The organism is Paenibacillus sp. FSL R10-2788 (assembly GCF_038003885.1).
Taxonomy (GTDB): Bacteria; Bacillota; Bacilli; order Paenibacillales; family Paenibacillaceae; genus Paenibacillus_AQ; species Paenibacillus_AQ odorifer.
Genome location: NZ_JBBOQA010000001.1, coordinates 4247336 through 4263677, shown reverse-complemented (window position 1 = coordinate 4263677; position 16342 = coordinate 4247336). Strand labels below are relative to the sequence as shown.

Sequence of the window (16342 nt, the reverse complement as noted above, 5' to 3'; positions counted from 1 at the left end):
TAGTTTCGATAGGACTCTATCATGCTATTTATTATTGTCTCGATATTCCTGCGGTGTTACTCCGAACTGTCGTTTGAATACTTTTATAAAATAAGCAGGGTCCATATAGCCAATCTCCATGCTGATTTCATAGACTTTTTTAGAAGTGTTTTTCAGCTTATGGCAGGCCCGATCCATGCGCAGGCGCGAGATATAATCGCTTATTCCTTCACCCGTTTCAATCTTATAAATTTTTGATAAATGAGTCGGATGGAGGTTTACATGGTCAGCCAGAACCCGTAATGAAACATCTAAATGCAGGTTTTTGTCTGTGAAATCTTGAATCTTTTTCACATATTCAGACCTGATGTCCTTAATTTCGTTAGACGTTCCTTCTTTCAATTTGCTCAGGATGCTGAGGGACCATTTTCTAAGTTTACCGATGGTCGAGAACGCTTCACCGCTTTGCAACCAACCGAGATCGTCTCCCACTAAGTTAGCTAGAGTATGTCCATTTCGGTGTGCGAGATTCGTGAAGGATGCAGTGATTAAAAAACCGGCCTCCATGCAATGCTCCCACGATTCAGACCATTTCTCATCCAGCTCCGCGCAGACAGCGAGTAGTTTCTCTTCCGCAGCATCCCAATGCCCACTTTCAAGCAGGTGAATTAGTGTCGGCGGGGTGTAAAGGGCATCCAAAGGTCCTTGGGTGGTGGAAGGTTCAAATTCGCTGACCCGCATTACGAATTCGCGCTCGTCTCCCACGATCTGCCGGAAATAAGCTGTAGCCTGACGGAAACGGCTCGACACCTTCTCGGGAAACTGGAACCACTCGGTGATTACTATGGACAGGGAACCTTTCAGAAATTGCTTAACCTTATACTGAAGCTGTAAAGAAAGCTTTTCTAGGATGGTTTCTTTGCCGATGTCGGATCCTTTCTCTTTAAGCTGAAGCAGAAACACAAGATATCCATGTTCTTCTTTAACGCCCCAGACCTGCATGAATTCACCCATAATCTCTTCAGCCATATTGATGATGGCATATTCAATTAAGGTTTGATCATTATTGTTATAATGGCTAAATTCTTCTTCCATGCGTACAAGCATCAAAGCGCAATCGCCAGAATGGAAGGGCAAATCATAATTTACGAGCTTCCGTTCCCATTCGCCAGCTTGAAATTGATGACCTTGCAAGGCATCAAGCAGCAGTTGACCACGTAAAAGCGGCAGATTTTCCCGTAGGGTAAACTGGGTTCGTTTAAGCGAACTGATAAGTTCCCATTCTGTGTTCAATTGCTCGATGGCAGTTTTGACTGCACCGATGATTTCATCATCGGTAGGTGGCTTAAGCAAATAATCGACAGCATTATGCTGGAGTGCTTTTTTGGCGTAATCGAACTCCGAATGGCCTGATAAAATAATGCATTTAATCTTTTTATCACGTTTTCTTATCCGCTCTATTAATTCAATTCCCGTCATTTCGGGCATTTGGATATCCGAGATCACAATATCAATCGGGTTGGTATCGATAATTTGTAGCGCCTCACGTGCCGAATACGCTTTATGCACCTGTTCAATTCCTAGCGTATGCCAGGGTTTAGTCATGGCAAGATTATCTACCCAGTGCGCTTCATCGTCTACTATAATCATTTGCATGTTGTTATTCTCCTTGATGATTCTTAAATTTAGAATATTCATCCTCAGTAGGGATTTCCCAGATAATCTCTGTTCGGAAACCTCCAAGAGGGGATGGTTTAAAGGTTAGACAGGATTGATTACCGAACAGGTGCATGATCCGCTGATTCGTATTCCAGAGCCCACAGCCCATTTCTTCCTGCAATGGCTCCTGCATTTTACGATTCAAAGCTTCTAACTGCTCCGGATTCAAGCCAGGCCCGTCGTCATCAATATAAATCTTGCAGAAGCCGTTCGAAATCTCACCACTAATGCTAATCTCACCCGATGAATACGATTTGGCCACTCCGTGAATGACTGAGTTCTCCACAATAGGCTGAAGCATTAGACGTGGCACAGACTGGCTTAACATGTTCTCAGGGATTTCGATATGATAATCAATTCTGGCATTGCGCAGCTTTTGAATATCCAAATAGTTGACGAGCAGCTTGATTTCTTCATCCAGTGACGCGGTTTCCCGTTCCATTCGGGTAGTATAACGATAGTAAGCACTTAAATTATAAGCCATTGAGACGACAGCGTCCTCATCCTTCATTTGGGCCATATTGATAATATAACCAAGGCAGTTATAGAGAAAATGTGGATTGATTTGCGCCTGCAGTTGCTTAAGTGTAGCTTCGCGGGCACGGATTTTCTCATTGAACACATTCTCTATCAGGTCTTGAATTTGATGGGACATATCATTAAAGCGATGGAATAGAAACGAAAACTCGTTCCGGCCCTCGTTATGAAGACGTACAGAATAATCTCCACGCTGCACGCGCCGTAAGCCTTTAATTAGCTTTTTGATAGGATATTGAACATTTCTGTATAGTAATATGGAAGCGGAAATTCCCATAACAAACAGCAAAATCATCGAGATATAGAACAAATCCTGACTGAGCGAAATGGGTTTTAGGATTTGATATAGAGGGACAACATCTATTAAATTCCAATCCAAATAGGAGGACTTCACAGAGCTGACCAGGTAGTTCTTGCCATTGAGTTTGACTACATCCTGGGTAGTGTTCTCAGGTGAGTGTTTATCCAGGTAAAGAATGAGTTCTTCAGATAACTGCTTGTCCGCACTGCGATTCAGAATTGGCGAGTTCCCTTTATGATAGAAAAAAGGATCACCTTGTCCACCTTCCTTGTACGTATCCAGCATGTTCTGAATATTCTCATAACTGAAGCTGGCTTCAATCACCAAGTTGCTTCCCGTCAACATCCCCGGCTGAGCTAAGGAATCCGTATAGAACCAGTAAAAGGATTTTAGCTCGTCTTTAGATTCCAAGCTATGATCGCCATACGTCCATTTTCCACTCATATTTCTTTTTAAGTAATCCTCATCATACCCAAATGTCCGGTTGTAGTTGGAGATGACATCTTTATTTTGCTGTGAATGTACGGCATATCTGGCAGGCCAAATATCTGCAACCCCGGATTGAAGCACCATCTTTTCCTGAATGACATACCGGGTCTGCATCTGATCATATCGATCCGCCCAAATGTTTAATCCGTTGAAGGCTCTGACATTGGGATCTCTAGAAAGGATAAGGGCGAAGTCCATCATCTGATTAATACGCGAATCAATTTGACTGGACAGAAAAGTGAGCTGCTTCGTATTGGACACCTGCAGCTCTTTGCTTACAACATCGTATGTGACGTTATTTGAAAAGGTATACATGATAATGATGGGGATGAACAAGAGTATGATCAGGCAGTTTATTTTGGCAAACAAACTAAACCGGGATTGTGTTAATTCTCTCAGGGATGTAAAGCGCTTCCAAATATTCATAAATGTACCCTCCAGATGATGTCCTAATAAAACCATATCAAGCCTAACAATGTTATATAGTCAAACCTGAGAAACGCCTGATACTATTTATAGCAGAGATCCCCATCACACACAAAATATTTTTTTTGGGAACAGGAGAGAGCTATGGAGGCTAATTCAATACAGCAGGTAGGCCTGGAAAATAAACCAAGTATAAAAAGAAAAAGAAAAAAAGGCTATAAACAACCATGGGTGCTCCACTTCATGGTATTACCAGCGGCAATTATGGTTTTTATTTTTTCTTATATCCCCATGTCAGGAATACTCATGGCATTTCAGGATTATAAGCCTGCATTAGGATTTTTTGATTCCGAATGGGTCGGACTTAAGCATTTTAGGTACATGTGGGAGAACGATTATTTCCTGCAAATCACCTGGAATACACTGTTTTTTGCTTGCTCCAAAATTGTTTTGAACCTGATTATTCCTTTTATATTCGCTTTGTTGCTCAATGAGGTAAGGAATATGGGTCTTAAAAGATCTATTCAAACACTCGTCTATCTACCGCATTTCTTGTCTTGGGTTACCCTTTCAGGAATTCTGATCGATATCCTAGCACAAACAGGGATCGTCAATCAGTTTATTTCGTCCGTTTTCGGCATAAAACCGATCTTTTTTCTAGGGGACGGCAATTGGTTCCGATTTACCATCATAGCCAGTGATGTTTGGAAAGAATTTGGTTTCAACACGATCATTTTCCTAGCTGCGCTATCCGGCATTAATCCATCACTTTATGAAGCTGCTGAAGTGGATGGGGCAGGTCGCTGGAAGCAAACGATGTATATTACCATACCAGCACTTATTCCAATTGCTATTGTAATTGCGACCTTGGCACTGGGCAATGTATTGAACGCCAACTTTGACCAGGTATTTAATCTATATAGTCCTTTGATCTATCAACAAGGGGATATCATTGATACCTTTGTGTACAGAGAAGGTCTTCTCAGCGGACAATTCAGCTTTGCGACCGCAGTTAATCTTTTTAAATCGGCAATTAGTTTAATTCTAATCGTTATTTCATACCGACTTGCCTATAGATTTGCAGGGTACAGAATTTTCTAGAAAGGATGACAACAAATGTACCATAAAACCCTTCCATATCGAATATTTAGCATATTCAACAATGTGCTCCTAACTATCCTTTCGGTGCTCTGCTTGCTGCCATTGTATCACTTACTCATGGTATCTCTTAGTGCGTCCGCCCCAGCCAATGCTGGTTTGGTCACCTTTTGGCCAATTGGCTTCACTTTGGAGGCCTATGCAAAAACTTTTAACAACACTAATTTTCTTACATCCCTGTGGGTGTCGGTAGAGCGGACAATCCTAGGAACAGCACTTGCACTGGTAGTAAATACGGTTGCAGCCTATGCTCTTTCTAAGGAAACTAGAGTTTTCCGGGCGCGTAATATCTACCTTTGGTATTTTGTCGTAACCATGCTGTTCAGTGGGGGTCTGATTCCGGGATATATCCTGATTCTAAAGCTCGGGCTGATGAATTCTTTGATGGCACTTATCCTACCTGGATTGGTAGCCGTATTTAACATCATTTTGCTGCTGAACTTCTTCCGTGGTGTACCTAAGGACCTTGAGGAAGCGGCCTTTATTGATGGGGCAGGACATTTTAAGACCTTTTTGAAAATATATTTACCAGTCTCCTTACCAGTCATTGCAACGGTTTCTCTATTCATGATGGTGGGTCATTGGAACTCTTATTTTGACGGTATAATCTATATCAGAGATTCGGATAAGCTGCCGCTGGCGACGTTTATGCAGACCATTATCGTTCAGGCAGATATGTCCAAGCTTGATCCGTCAGCCGTAGCTAACTTGTCTCAACGGACCATACGGGCTTCACAGATTTTCATAAGTGCGCTACCGATATTGTTGGTTTATCCATTCCTGCAACGTTATTTTGTGACAGGGATCGTAGTCGGCGCTGTAAAAGAATAGTCAAAAAAGAGGGAGTTACTGGACTAGTCCATGTAGCTCCCTTTTTTTGTAGGTATGGCATGAAAAATAGACACCCGAGATGAATTGCGCCTTCTAAAATACGGTGCTATACTTTTGGCATGAAATATGCTCGGAGGTGGTACAGTGCTAATGTTGAAATGCCCATTAGCTAGAAGTTCCTCACGCAAAGCCTAATATAGGGCGATACTTTGCGTGAGGTGCGATGGATGGATATATCGCCCAACTTAATTTTATCGTTTCTATAAATGGGCTTTGCACCTTATGAACTTTTAATATAAATAAGGGGCTGAAAAGCGATGTGTACACCATTTATTAGAAACCATCAATATAACTTAATTAAGAAACAAACGAAATTTGTTCTGCATACCCTGCGAACCGTTGCGGATCGCAGAGTCTTGGAGACTGTAAGATATAGTGCTGCTACGAACATTATTGAGGCATTTCCTTCTCTTACGGAGAATCACAAGCAGATGCTGGAACAAATATCGACCTTCGAAACTGCAGAAGATTTCCAGAGATATCTTAGTGAATTAGAACCATACCTAGAGTCATATCCGACGATTACGCTGAAGCAGATTCAGAAGCTATTCCCTAAGAATAAGAAACTGAAAGTACCTGATCTACAACTCATCGACTATCGCAACATAACGTATTTGAGTTGGATAGATATTGCCAGTAATAAATTATTCATTATCTATCCGTACGAAGGACAGTTCATTGGTATAGAGGGTAGAATTACACCAACGCACAAAAAAGGGTACTGCATGTTCTGCAATCGGCATCAAGAGCTTGCATTCTTTTATGTTAAGACCAAGAATGTGAACGTTTCGCCGGATAATATTTCTGCTGTGGGTCAATACGTATGTTTGGATAATCAGGAATGTAATCGGAGCATAACCGATACAGCTAAGCTTGAGAGGTTCATTCTCTCTGTCCGCAAATAATGTTTAGAAAAGGCTCCCTTAGTGGGAGCCTTTTTTGTTAAAAGATATCGTCAGGATATAGACAATTCGTTTCATTGAAGCAATGAGGCACGACATTAGTGGATATAATGAGAAAGGGGAGTTAGTAGTATAATTCTTCGTAAGATTCAGTGACTGAATAAACAATATAAGCGTTTACAAACAGAAAATTTGAGTAGTTATAAGAATAGTCAGAAAATTTCCATATGACGTGCTTTGTTACTTAAGCTATAATGAGGTCTAAAAAAGAAAACGGGGCGTTATAATGAATCAAATTAAGGGTAACAAAAATCTTCTCTCGGAGAAGGAGGAACGCTTCTCTTCCGCGGGCTTTATTTTTGCCGCCATTGGCAGCTCGGTTGGGCTAGGGAATATGTGGAAGTTTCCTTATATTACAGGGGAAAATGGGGGGGCAGCTTTTTTCCTTCTTTTCATCGTCTGTTTGGTGCTGATAGGGTTACCGGTGCTGTTGGCAGAACTGGCTATCGGACGCAGTGGGCGTGGTAGTGCGGCGACCTCTTTTATGCGGGCTGGAGGCGGGAAGAGTTGGTTTGCAGCTGGAATGTTGCAGGTGCTTGCGCCGTTTCTAATTCTCTCCTTTTATATTATTGTTGCTGGCTGGACGCTGAACTATTCGATGATTGCTTTTAATGGACAACTATTCAGCACTACTGATTATGCAGGCGAATTCAATTCGTTTGTCTCTGGATATATGCCAATCGTTTGGCAGGGGATAGCCATTCTGATTACGGCGGGTGTAGTCATCCTTGGTGTATCAGGCGGGATTGAGAAATTTAACAAAGTATTAATTCCTGGTATGGTCGTACTCCTTGTAGTGTTAATGATTCGCGCGGTAACCTTACCGGGTGCATCCGCAGGGGTATCCTTTTTCCTAAAACCGGACTTTTCAGTGTTGACAGCGGAATCTGCGCTAGTTGCATTGGGACATGCCTTCTTTTCATTATCGCTCGGGATGGGGATTCTCCTGACTTACGGATCTTATGTTGATAAAAAACAATCGCTGGGTACCGCTGCCATCGCAATCGGTGCAGGAGATTTGTTATATGCTTTTATCGCAGGCTTGATTATTTTTCCGACGACGTTCTCATTTGGTATTGCTCCTGATCAGGGGCCTTCGCTGATTTTTATCGCTTTGCCAGCCGCTTTCTCGGCTATGCCTTTTGGTGCGCTCTTCGGCGGTTTGTTCTTTATCTTGCTGGCGATTGCTGCTCTAACCTCAGCTGTATCGCTGCTTGAAGTGCCTGTATCCTTCACAATGGAGCGCTGGAATTGGAGCCGGAAACGTTCGGTTTGGATTTTGACGCTGATCTGTTTCCTTCTTAGTATTCCTTTAGCGATGTCACTGGGAATGTTCCCGGAGCTAACGATTGGTGGCAAATCTCTATTTGATGGGCTGGATTTTATCACCTCTAACATTATGCTGCCGCTTGGAGGTCTGCTGATTACCATCTTCGCCGGTTATTTCTGGAAAGGTGCAGCGGAAGCCGCTGGACTACAGGCGCGCTGGTTCCGTGTTTGGCTGTTTATGCTCCGTTATGTGGCGCCGATCCTAGTGTTCCTAGTGCTGCTCCATACCTCGGGAATTATTTCTTTCTAATTCTGAAATTTATTTATTCAAAAATAGCTCTACGACCCTTGTTGGTTGTAGGGTTTTTTTGTGTTGAAAAGAGGGGATTAGATTGATTTTTAATTCCTACTTGACTAGGTGGAATAATTGGAATATAGTATAAAAAAGCTTGAACGGTATGGAAGGGAATGTAACTAACTAATCAATCCTTAACTAATAATTGTATACAATTATACAAATATATTATTGGGGTTCGGACCCCATAGATTATCGATGAGGAGCAGTATAGAAATGGCGATACGATCACGAAGGTTATCAAAGGATAATACCTACTATGAATTAAAACAAAAAATTATTGATAGCGAGTTTGAACCGAATCAACCTGTAAATGAAGAAAATTTGGCGGCCTTGCTCGGAGTCAGCCGCACACCTCTAAGAGAGGCGATACAGAGACTGGAGAACGAGGATTTTCTGGTTCGACAGCCAAATGGAAGACTGCGGGTAGCTTCAGTAACCCGTAAAGAGGTTGAAGAAATATTTCTTATTCGCAGCATGCTTGAAGGCTATATTGCAAGAAGTGCAGCTAAGCATGCCACAGAGAAAGATATTGTTAACTTAACGACGATGATTACAAAAATGAAACACTCGTTCCAGCTTGGTGATAATCAGAATTTTGTTACTTATGGATTTGAGTTCCATGATTATTTATCAGAAATCAGTGAACTTAAAACCTTCGAGAAGGTTCTGAATCAATTAAGAGATCATTCGCTTCGTTATTGTCGATTCGTCTCTATGCATGGGGATTGGAACACACAAGCGGATGAAGAACATGATCTTATTTTACAAATGATCGCTGCTAAAAATGAAGATGGTGCTGAAAAAGCCATGCAAGATCATATTTTAAGCAGTCTATCGACTGCGCTTGATCGCATCAAAGGGATTGAAGAAAAGCTGGAAGCATAACGAAAGGGGAGTACATCAGCTATGAAACCACTAAATGAGGTTGAGCAAGCTTTAGCTAATCAATTAATAGAGGTTCGCAGAAACCTGCATCGTGAGCCTGAATTAGCGTATGAAGAGTTTAAAACCACAACAAAATTACGGGAATGGCTGACCCAAGCCAATATTCACATCCTTGACTTGCCTTTACAAACCGGACTCATCGCAGAGATCGGGCAGGGTCACGGACCCATAGTGGCCATTCGTTGTGATATTGATGCACTTCCCATAGAGGAACAAACTGAATTGTCCTTTGCCTCAGAGATCCCAGGAAAGATGCATGCCTGTGGTCACGATTTTCACACGGCTACTATTTTAGGTGCTGCATTATTATTAAAGGCTCGTGAAAGTGAATTACCTGGAAAGGTTAGAGTATTGTTTCAACCCGCGGAAGAAACAGGGCATGGGGCGGAAAGTGTCTTAGCCTCGGGAGGACTCCAGGATGTGGCGGCTATATTTGGTCTCCATAATTCACCTGACTTGCCTACAGGAGCTTTTGGAACAAGAACAGGAGCTTTAACAGCCGGTGTTGACCGGTTTGAAATTACAATAAAAGGTGTCGGCGCTCATGCTGCTTATCCTGAAAAAGGTGTGGATACGATTGTAACTGCGGCTCAAATCATTACCGCTCTACAAACCATCGTAAGTCGCCAAAACAGCACCACGGAACCAGTAGTGTTAAGTGTTACCCGAATTAATGGAGGCTTCACATGGAATGTATTGCCGGAAAAAGTCGAATTAGAAGGTACAGTAAGAACTTACAATGAAGAGATTCGCCGCAATATTCCGATACAAATGACTCGTCTTATCGAAGGGATTGCTGCGGGAGCTGGGGCAGAGGCACAGTTACATTGGTATCCAGGTCCACCCGCAACGATAAATCATGGGGAATGGGCGGACTTTACCAAAAAGATCGCCTCAGATTTCGGCTATGAAGTACATGATATTCCTCCACAGATGGGTGGAGAAGATTTCTCTTTTTATTTACAACAGATACCGGGTGCTTTTGTGAATATAGGATCAGGTCCAGCCTATCCCTTACATCACCCTCGTTTCGATGTTGATGAAGCTGCGATATTACCAGCTGCTAAGTATTTCGCTTTATTGGCAGAACAAGCGCTGGTGAAGCAGCAAGAGGAAGCTTAATCCTATATATGATTGAGGGGAATGGAAATGATTGAATTAAAGAATGTTTACAAATCGTTCACTCGGAAAGGGACCACTATTGATGCTCTTAAAGGGATTGATTTAAAGGTCGAAAAAGGCGATATATTTGGGGTTATCGGCTATAGCGGTGCTGGGAAAAGTACATTAATTCGTTTAGTCAATTATTTGGAAAGACCCACCAAAGGACAAGTTATGGTCGCTGGACGTGATTTGGGAACATACAACGATAAAGAGTTGCGTACCGCTAAGAAAAATATCGGAATGATTTTTCAACATTTTAATCTATTAGAATCTAAAAAAGTTTTTGATAATGTGGCGATCCCTCTAGTTCTCCTAAAAAAGAATAAAAATGAAATCCGCCAACGGGTAATGGAGCTGCTAGAGTTTGTTGGATTAAGTGACAAAGCGGGGAGTTACCCGAGTGAGTTATCAGGTGGTCAGAAGCAACGTGTCGGGATTGCCAGAGCGCTTGCCTCGAATCCGTCTATCCTTTTATGTGACGAAGCGACCTCTGCCTTAGATCCACAGACCACACATTCTATCTTACAGCTATTAAAAAAAATCAATGCTGAATACAACATTACCGTGATGATCATTACACATGAAATGTCCGTGATTCAAGAGATTTGTAACAAGGTAGCGGTCATGGAAGAAGGCCGGATTATTGAGCAAGGAAGTGTTCTAGATGTATTCGGAAGTCCAAAACATCTGACCACGCAAAATTTCGTGAAGACGGTTATTCAAAATAGCATGACCTCTAGCGTGCGGAAATCTATCAAAACAGAACCCGGAAGTCAGCTGTACAAGCTTAATTTTGTGGGAGCAAGTGCCTCTGAGCCTATCCTGTTTGAAATGATTCGCTCCTGCGATATAAAGGTCAATATTTTATTTGCGAATACGACGGAAATTCAAGAAACAACACTGGGAACAGTGATCATTCAATTCGATGGTGAGGCAGCAGAGATTAACAATGCATTATCTTTCTTAACAAGAAATGGAGTCGGTGTAGAGGAGGTAGAATCTAATGTTTTCGACCACAGTAACAGGTGATCAATTTCTGCAGGCGATTATAGAAACAATTCAAATGGTAGGGTTCTCCTTGTTTGTTGGCTCCCTGATTGGGATCCCATTTGGGATATTGCTTGTCATCACTCGTCCGGGTGGGGTTTTGGAGAACAAAGCGCTTTACGCCGTACTAAATCCGATTATCAACATCATTCGCTCATTGCCTTTTATTATTTTACTGGTTGCGATTGTGCCTTTCACACGATTGATTGTTCATACTTCAATTGGGACAAGCGCAGCGATCGTACCCTTGATTATCTATATCGCACCTTATATAGGGCGGTTGGTAGAGAACTCACTGCTTGAAGTGAATCCGGGAATCCTTGAAGCCGCTGAGGCGATGGGAGCCACTCCTTTTCAAGTCATTTGGTACTTTTTATTGCCAGAGGCGGTTGGATCCTTAATCCTGTCTCTTACAACAGCGACGATTGGTCTGATAGGTGCAACTGCAATGGCTGGAACGGTAGGGGGAGGGGGCGTGGGAGACTTGGCGATCGTATATGGATACCAACGCTTTGACACTGTTGTCGTAGTAGCCACCGTGATTATCCTCATTATTTTAGTGCAAGGGATTCAATCTTTAGGCAACACGCTAGCAAGAAAAATTCGCCGTTACTAGTTACTACATATTCTGGGAGGGACTCGACAGATGAGTGAATGGAGTAAGCAAGATCGTTTTAACGCATTATTATCAGGAGAACGGGCGGATCGTCCAATCGGAAGTGGTTGGCGCCATTTTATCGACAAAGAACAAACTGCAGATGATTTAGCAGCAACTACGATTTCTTTTACGAAAAAATATGATTGGGATTGGGTCAAGATTAATCCAAGAGCGACTTATCTGGCGGAAGCTTGGGGGAATCAATACGATTTTACGGATTATCAGACCGTATTTCCGAGACAGCAAACGACGGCTATTCCAACAGCGGCTAGTCTGTGGGATATCGATGTTAAAAAGGCAGTCCAGTCAGCCCCTTTGGCAGAGCATTTAGATGCGGTTAGAAAAATTCGCCAAGGGTTACCAGATACCCCACTAATCCAGACGGTATTTTCACCATTAACAGTGCTGCTATTTATTGTAGGACGTTCTGCTTACGTTACTAAAACGGTGTTTGGTATTGAGCACCCGGTAACTTTGGAATCCTTGTTTAAAGAACATCGAGCGGCAGCACACCATGCGCTACATGCGATTTCCTTAACTTTAGCCGATTATGTACAAGAGTTACAGCAAGCGGGCTCTGACGGTTTGTTCTACGCAGTGACGGGCACAGCTCACCCAGGATTATTTGATGAAGCAATGTTTGATGAGCTGTCCAGACCTTATGATTCTATTGTGTTAGAAGCAGCAAGCTATGGAAAAAACATTCTTCATACTTGTGGAGCTTACGCCCAGCCTGAGAAGTTCAACGATTATCGGATTGATGGGATCAGTTGGGATACGATAGCCGAGGGGAATCCAGGGTTAGAGGCAAATCTCAAAGCTACTAAAGTGGGGGGAGTCGATCATGGGTTGTTTGCGGTAAACGATATTGCCCAAATCAAGCAGCAGGCTGAAGATGCATTAAAGTTAATGAAAGACCAGCCGTTTATTCTATCTCCAAATTGCGCAATCCCACTCAATGTGACGGATGAGGCGTTGGCACAATTTAAAAAATCTATATTGGAATAGGGGAAGTAAGTATGAAAAAGTTAATGTTAGTGATGATGATAGGTGTTCTTGCAGTGTTGACGGCTTGTGGCAATAAAGAGGCGGGGGATTCTGGAGATAAGAAAAAGCTTACCGTTGGATTTGGTGTTGGAACCTATGAGGAACAATTCCGCCAATCGATTCTACCGATTTTAGAGAAACAAGGGTATTCCGTTGACATTAAAACCTTCTCGCAAAATATGCAGGTCAATCCAGCAATGAAAGAAGGCTCCATTGACGCAAGTATATTCCAAAGTACAGCCTATATGGAGGCCATTAACGAAGAAATCAATGCAGATATGGTCGGAATTGCTTATGTTCCAGGTGCTCCACAAGGTCTTTATTCTGTAAATCATACCACGCTAGACGATGTTAAAGACGGTACAACCGTAGCTGTTCCGAACGATCCGGTAAACCAAGAGCGTGCACTACGTATTCTGGAAGAATTGGGTTGGGTCAAAATTAAAGAAGGGGCGGGCGTAGCGGATTTCAATATTAATAGTATGGAACCGGATAAATATAATATTGATATTAAAATACTGGACCCCGCTCAAATCCTTGTCTCCCTTCAAGATGTTGATTATGGCGTTGTAAACGGTAATTATATTGCCAATTCGGACAGAAAGATTACGGATGCTTTGAAAATAGAAAACACACCTATGGAACACAGAATTATCGTATCGGTTAATAAAAAGGATGAAAATTCTCAGTGGGCTAAAGATTTGAAAGCTGCTTATGAATCCAAAGAGTTTGAAGAATATATTCTTGGATTAGAAAAATATGATGGTTTCATTCTACCTGAAGCTTGGGACAACAATTAATTAAGGAAGTGAACGGAGTGACCAAAGAAAAGATTCATTTTATTGGTGGCGGACAGATGGCGGAAGCGATCATCCGCGCATGTATAGCGAATAACACCTTGTCTGTAAATCAAATTAGTGTATCGGATATTAATGAAGCGCGTCTGCAGTTTTTGAATACCAAATACGGTGTGGATACGGAGAGTTCGCAAGAGCATAACCTGTCTACAGCAGATGTGATTGTAGTGGCAGTTCGCCCACAGGATGATTTAACTACACTTGGTCAAAACGTACAACAATTCGCTACAGCTTCTGCCGCAATCGTATCGATTGTGGCGGGTGTGACAAATGATCAATTAGCTGGGTATTTTGGAGCTGAACGGTCCATTATCCGGGTTATCCCCAATACTTTAACCGATACAGGATATGGATATAGTGGTGTAGCGTTAAATGCTTATGCTACTCGTGATCAAGTGGAGCATTTCTTACTTGGCTTTGGAAAAGTACAATATCTGGATGAGGCGTTAATGGATGTTTTCACTGGATTTGGTGTGGCGGGTCCTAACTATATCTATTATTTCATTGAATCTCTCGTGGATGCAGGTGTACTTGCCGGACTGCCGCGTGAGCAAGCCTGGAAGGTTGCATTGGAGAATATGATGGGATCGGTAGCAATGCTGCAACAAACAGGGCTGCATCCACGACAGCTGCTGGATATTAATAATTCACCTGGCGGTGTCGGCATGCATGGCTTGTACGAATTAAACAACAGTGATTTCGCAGCGGGCCTGCAAAGAAGTGTTCTGGCAGCCGTAAAACGTACTACTGAGCTGGGAGTGAAGTAATCATGGCAACGATGAAATGGGATCATTTAGTTCACTATGTCAATGATTTGGCCAAACCGGTTGAGATCTTTGGAGCTCATGGATTGGTTGCTTTTAAAGGAGGATCTCATAAAGATTGGGGAACCTATAATGCCTTAAGTTACTTTGGGCTAACCTATCTCGAGTTTCTGGGCATTGAGAATCTTGAGCTGGCAAAGGCAACTGAACATAATCTAGTGGTGAAAGATGCAGTTGAACTTTTACCAGAACATGAAGTTCTAAGTAGAGTAGTTATCCGGACGGATGATATTGAAGAAGTAGCGGCTTCCCTGAAAGCAGCAGGCTTATCATTATCTCCAATTATCGATGGTAAGCGACTAGATAACGAGGGCAGATTAATAGAGTGGCGGATGATGACCATTGCTGGTGACTTTGGGGGACTGGTCTATCCGTTCATCATTCAATGGAGCGGAACGGATACAGAGCGAGTGGAAAGATTAACATCATCTGGAGTCATTAAGCCTCATCCTGCGGGAGAAGTCGAAATCGTCCGTGCTGTATTTCATGTCTCCGATCCTGAAGCTGCAGCCAACCATTGGGGAACCATATTCGGACTGCCTGTTACGAAGTCAGAGGATGATACCTTCAGCCTTAAGATTGGCGATAGATCATTTGCTTTCGTGCAAGGAGACGAGAACCAATTCAAGCAGGTGGTTTTTGAAACGGATTCGTTAGAGCTGAAAGGGAAGACGATTCGGATTGGTGATGGGGAGTATGTTTTCGTTTAAGGGACTAGTATCTTTATAACTTTAGAAATAAAGACTTACTTGAAGGGATCGATACCTCGAGTAAGTCTTTTTGCTATTCACCGAAGGTACTAATGATGCTGGCATTTTTTTGTTTTAATCAATTTGTAAGATTTATTGAATTCCATTATATGGTACGATATCCATGGTATAAAAGGAATGAAGATAATTTCTCTTGCTTGGCACTATGGATTTTGATAAACATAATGGATAATTTAAATATTACATATGGAGGTAATTACGGATGAAAACTCACTATTACTTGGATTGGTTTTATGATAAGGGTTTTTCTGAGAAGTTAGTCAATGTGTTGCATGAGGATATAACAGACAGAAAATCGCTGGTTATGATTAGCGCTGAATCGTCTGATTTTAGTGATGAACAAGTTAATATTGATAGTGTTTTTGAAAGGACATGGTTTAATCAGGCTAACATTTATTTTGATGAATATCATTTCATTGATGACCGCACGCAGAAGGAAGATGCCCAGCGATTAATTCAAAACGCCTCTGTCGTTTTTTTATGTGGTGGAACCGCTCGGAACCAAAAGCACCTTTTGACGGAATATGAATTATCGGATTTGATTAAAAAAAGCAATGCTGTTGTAATGGGAACAAGTGCTGGTGGGATGAACATGTCTGATGAATATGTGGATGAATGCACTGTTTGTGAAGGTATGGCTCTTAATCACTTTTCTTTTGAAGCTCATTTTGATCATGATAACACCGCGATGATTGAGGAGCGTTTCCCTTTATCGAATAAAATGGATATTTATGTGGCGGCAGACAAAGATGGTGCTGTACGTGTGAAGGGCAGCAAAATCGACATTATAGGCAATGTATATTTAATTTCCCACTCAAAGATTCAGAAATTGGCTGAGACGCTCTAATTATGGTTGAGTGGTTGTGACACTGACGGTTAACTGAATGGTATTTGTTTTGAGTCCCTATTTGATGACAGCACCTTACGAGCAAATCGAGTTG

15 protein-coding genes are annotated in these 16342 nt (G+C 42.1%); 13 read left to right on the top strand and 2 right to left on the bottom strand.

The window, feature by feature from the left end; all coding sequences use genetic code 11:
• Positions 1-24: 24 nt before the first annotated feature.
• Together NSQ50_RS18920 and NSQ50_RS18915 are read right to left on the bottom strand one after the other, a co-directional pair.
• Positions 25-1635, bottom strand: coding sequence for a response regulator transcription factor (locus tag NSQ50_RS18920; protein ID WP_076141015.1), 1611 nt, complete (start codon positions 1633-1635; stop codon positions 25-27).
• A 4-nt stretch (positions 1636-1639) separates the two neighbouring features.
• Positions 1640-3451 (bottom strand): sensor histidine kinase, encoded by a 1812-nt coding sequence (locus NSQ50_RS18915; RefSeq protein ID WP_076141014.1) that lies wholly within the window; start codon positions 3449-3451, stop codon positions 1640-1642.
• Between the two features lie 144 nt (positions 3452-3595).
• On the opposite strand from NSQ50_RS18915, the gene NSQ50_RS18910 reads away from it, so the two are divergent.
• The 13 genes from NSQ50_RS18910 to NSQ50_RS18850 all read left to right on the top strand — a co-directional run bounded on the left by NSQ50_RS18910 (position 3596) and on the right by NSQ50_RS18850 (position 16248).
• Positions 3596-4552: an ABC transporter permease gene (locus tag NSQ50_RS18910; RefSeq protein WP_036688682.1), complete on the top strand. Its 957-nt coding sequence runs from the start codon at positions 3596-3598 to the stop codon at positions 4550-4552.
• A gap of 15 nt (positions 4553-4567) precedes the next feature.
• On the top strand, positions 4568-5440 hold the full coding sequence (locus NSQ50_RS18905; protein ID WP_036688680.1) for a carbohydrate ABC transporter permease: 873 nt from the start codon (positions 4568-4570) through the stop codon (positions 5438-5440).
• Positions 5441-5757: 317 nt separating this feature from the next.
• Positions 5758-6405 carry a FusB/FusC family EF-G-binding protein gene (locus tag NSQ50_RS18900; RefSeq protein ID WP_036688678.1) on the top strand — a complete coding sequence of 216 codons (648 nt, stop codon included), beginning with the start codon at positions 5758-5760 and terminating at the stop codon, positions 6403-6405.
• A 283-nt stretch (positions 6406-6688) separates the two neighbouring features.
• Positions 6689-8041 carry a sodium-dependent transporter gene (locus tag NSQ50_RS18895; protein WP_036688675.1) on the top strand — a complete coding sequence of 451 codons (1353 nt, stop codon included), beginning with the start codon at positions 6689-6691 and terminating at the stop codon, positions 8039-8041.
• A gap of 261 nt (positions 8042-8302) precedes the next feature.
• The gene (locus tag NSQ50_RS18890) at positions 8303-8974 is read left to right on the top strand and encodes a GntR family transcriptional regulator (protein ID WP_036688673.1); all 672 of its coding nucleotides are present in this window, start codon (positions 8303-8305) and stop codon (positions 8972-8974) included.
• Positions 8975-8995: 21 nt separating this feature from the next.
• Positions 8996-10156, top strand: coding sequence for an amidohydrolase (locus NSQ50_RS18885; protein ID WP_076141013.1), 1161 nt, complete (start codon positions 8996-8998; stop codon positions 10154-10156).
• Positions 10157-10183: 27 nt separating this feature from the next.
• Entirely contained in the window at positions 10184-11227 is a 1044-nt protein-coding gene (locus NSQ50_RS18880; protein WP_036688670.1) for a methionine ABC transporter ATP-binding protein, read from the top strand.
• Positions 11202-11861 (top strand): methionine ABC transporter permease, encoded by a 660-nt coding sequence (locus NSQ50_RS18875; RefSeq protein ID WP_036688669.1) that lies wholly within the window; start codon positions 11202-11204, stop codon positions 11859-11861. The genes NSQ50_RS18880 and NSQ50_RS18875 overlap by 26 nt, the downstream gene beginning before the upstream one ends.
• Before the next feature lie 30 nt (positions 11862-11891).
• The gene (locus NSQ50_RS18870; RefSeq protein ID WP_076223162.1) at positions 11892-12911 is read left to right on the top strand and encodes a uroporphyrinogen decarboxylase family protein; all 1020 of its coding nucleotides are present in this window, start codon (positions 11892-11894) and stop codon (positions 12909-12911) included.
• An 11-nt stretch (positions 12912-12922) separates the two neighbouring features.
• On the top strand, positions 12923-13750 hold the full coding sequence (locus NSQ50_RS18865; RefSeq protein ID WP_076141012.1) for a MetQ/NlpA family ABC transporter substrate-binding protein: 828 nt from the start codon (positions 12923-12925) through the stop codon (positions 13748-13750).
• A complete protein-coding gene (gene proC / locus NSQ50_RS18860) occupies positions 13735-14574 on the top strand; it encodes a pyrroline-5-carboxylate reductase (protein WP_340949663.1) in 840 nt (279 codons plus the stop codon). Before NSQ50_RS18865 ends, proC begins: the two co-directional genes overlap by 16 nt.
• Positions 14575-14576: 2 nt before the next feature.
• A complete protein-coding gene (locus NSQ50_RS18855; RefSeq protein WP_076223167.1) occupies positions 14577-15341 on the top strand; it encodes a VOC family protein in 765 nt (254 codons plus the stop codon).
• A 262-nt stretch (positions 15342-15603) separates the two neighbouring features.
• Positions 15604-16248, top strand: a complete 645-nt coding sequence (locus NSQ50_RS18850) for a Type 1 glutamine amidotransferase-like domain-containing protein (protein WP_036688655.1) — start codon at positions 15604-15606, stop codon at positions 16246-16248.
• The last annotated feature ends 94 nt before the right edge of the window (positions 16249-16342 follow it).

Coding starts and splice junctions, on each gene's coding strand:
- NSQ50_RS18880 (WP_036688670.1), top strand. CDS start 10,184: ATGATTGAATTAAAGAATGTTTACAAATCGTTCACTCGGAAAGGGACC.
- NSQ50_RS18875 (WP_036688669.1), top strand. CDS start 11,202: ATGTTTTCGACCACAGTAACAGGTGATCAATTTCTGCAGGCGATTATA.
- NSQ50_RS18855 (WP_076223167.1), top strand. CDS start 14,577: ATGGCAACGATGAAATGGGATCATTTAGTTCACTATGTCAATGATTTG.
- NSQ50_RS18910 (WP_036688682.1), top strand. CDS start 3,596: ATGGAGGCTAATTCAATACAGCAGGTAGGCCTGGAAAATAAACCAAGT.
- NSQ50_RS18885 (WP_076141013.1), top strand. CDS start 8,996: ATGAAACCACTAAATGAGGTTGAGCAAGCTTTAGCTAATCAATTAATA.
- NSQ50_RS18865 (WP_076141012.1), top strand. CDS start 12,923: ATGAAAAAGTTAATGTTAGTGATGATGATAGGTGTTCTTGCAGTGTTG.
- NSQ50_RS18900 (WP_036688678.1), top strand. CDS start 5,758: ATGTGTACACCATTTATTAGAAACCATCAATATAACTTAATTAAGAAA.
- NSQ50_RS18920 (WP_076141015.1), bottom strand. CDS start 1,635: ATGCAAATGATTATAGTAGACGATGAAGCGCACTGGGTAGATAATCTT.
- NSQ50_RS18870 (WP_076223162.1), top strand. CDS start 11,892: ATGAGTGAATGGAGTAAGCAAGATCGTTTTAACGCATTATTATCAGGA.
- NSQ50_RS18915 (WP_076141014.1), bottom strand. CDS start 3,451: ATGAATATTTGGAAGCGCTTTACATCCCTGAGAGAATTAACACAATCC.
- NSQ50_RS18890 (WP_036688673.1), top strand. CDS start 8,303: ATGGCGATACGATCACGAAGGTTATCAAAGGATAATACCTACTATGAA.
- NSQ50_RS18850 (WP_036688655.1), top strand. CDS start 15,604: ATGAAAACTCACTATTACTTGGATTGGTTTTATGATAAGGGTTTTTCT.
- NSQ50_RS18895 (WP_036688675.1), top strand. CDS start 6,689: ATGAATCAAATTAAGGGTAACAAAAATCTTCTCTCGGAGAAGGAGGAA.
- NSQ50_RS18905 (WP_036688680.1), top strand. CDS start 4,568: ATGTACCATAAAACCCTTCCATATCGAATATTTAGCATATTCAACAAT.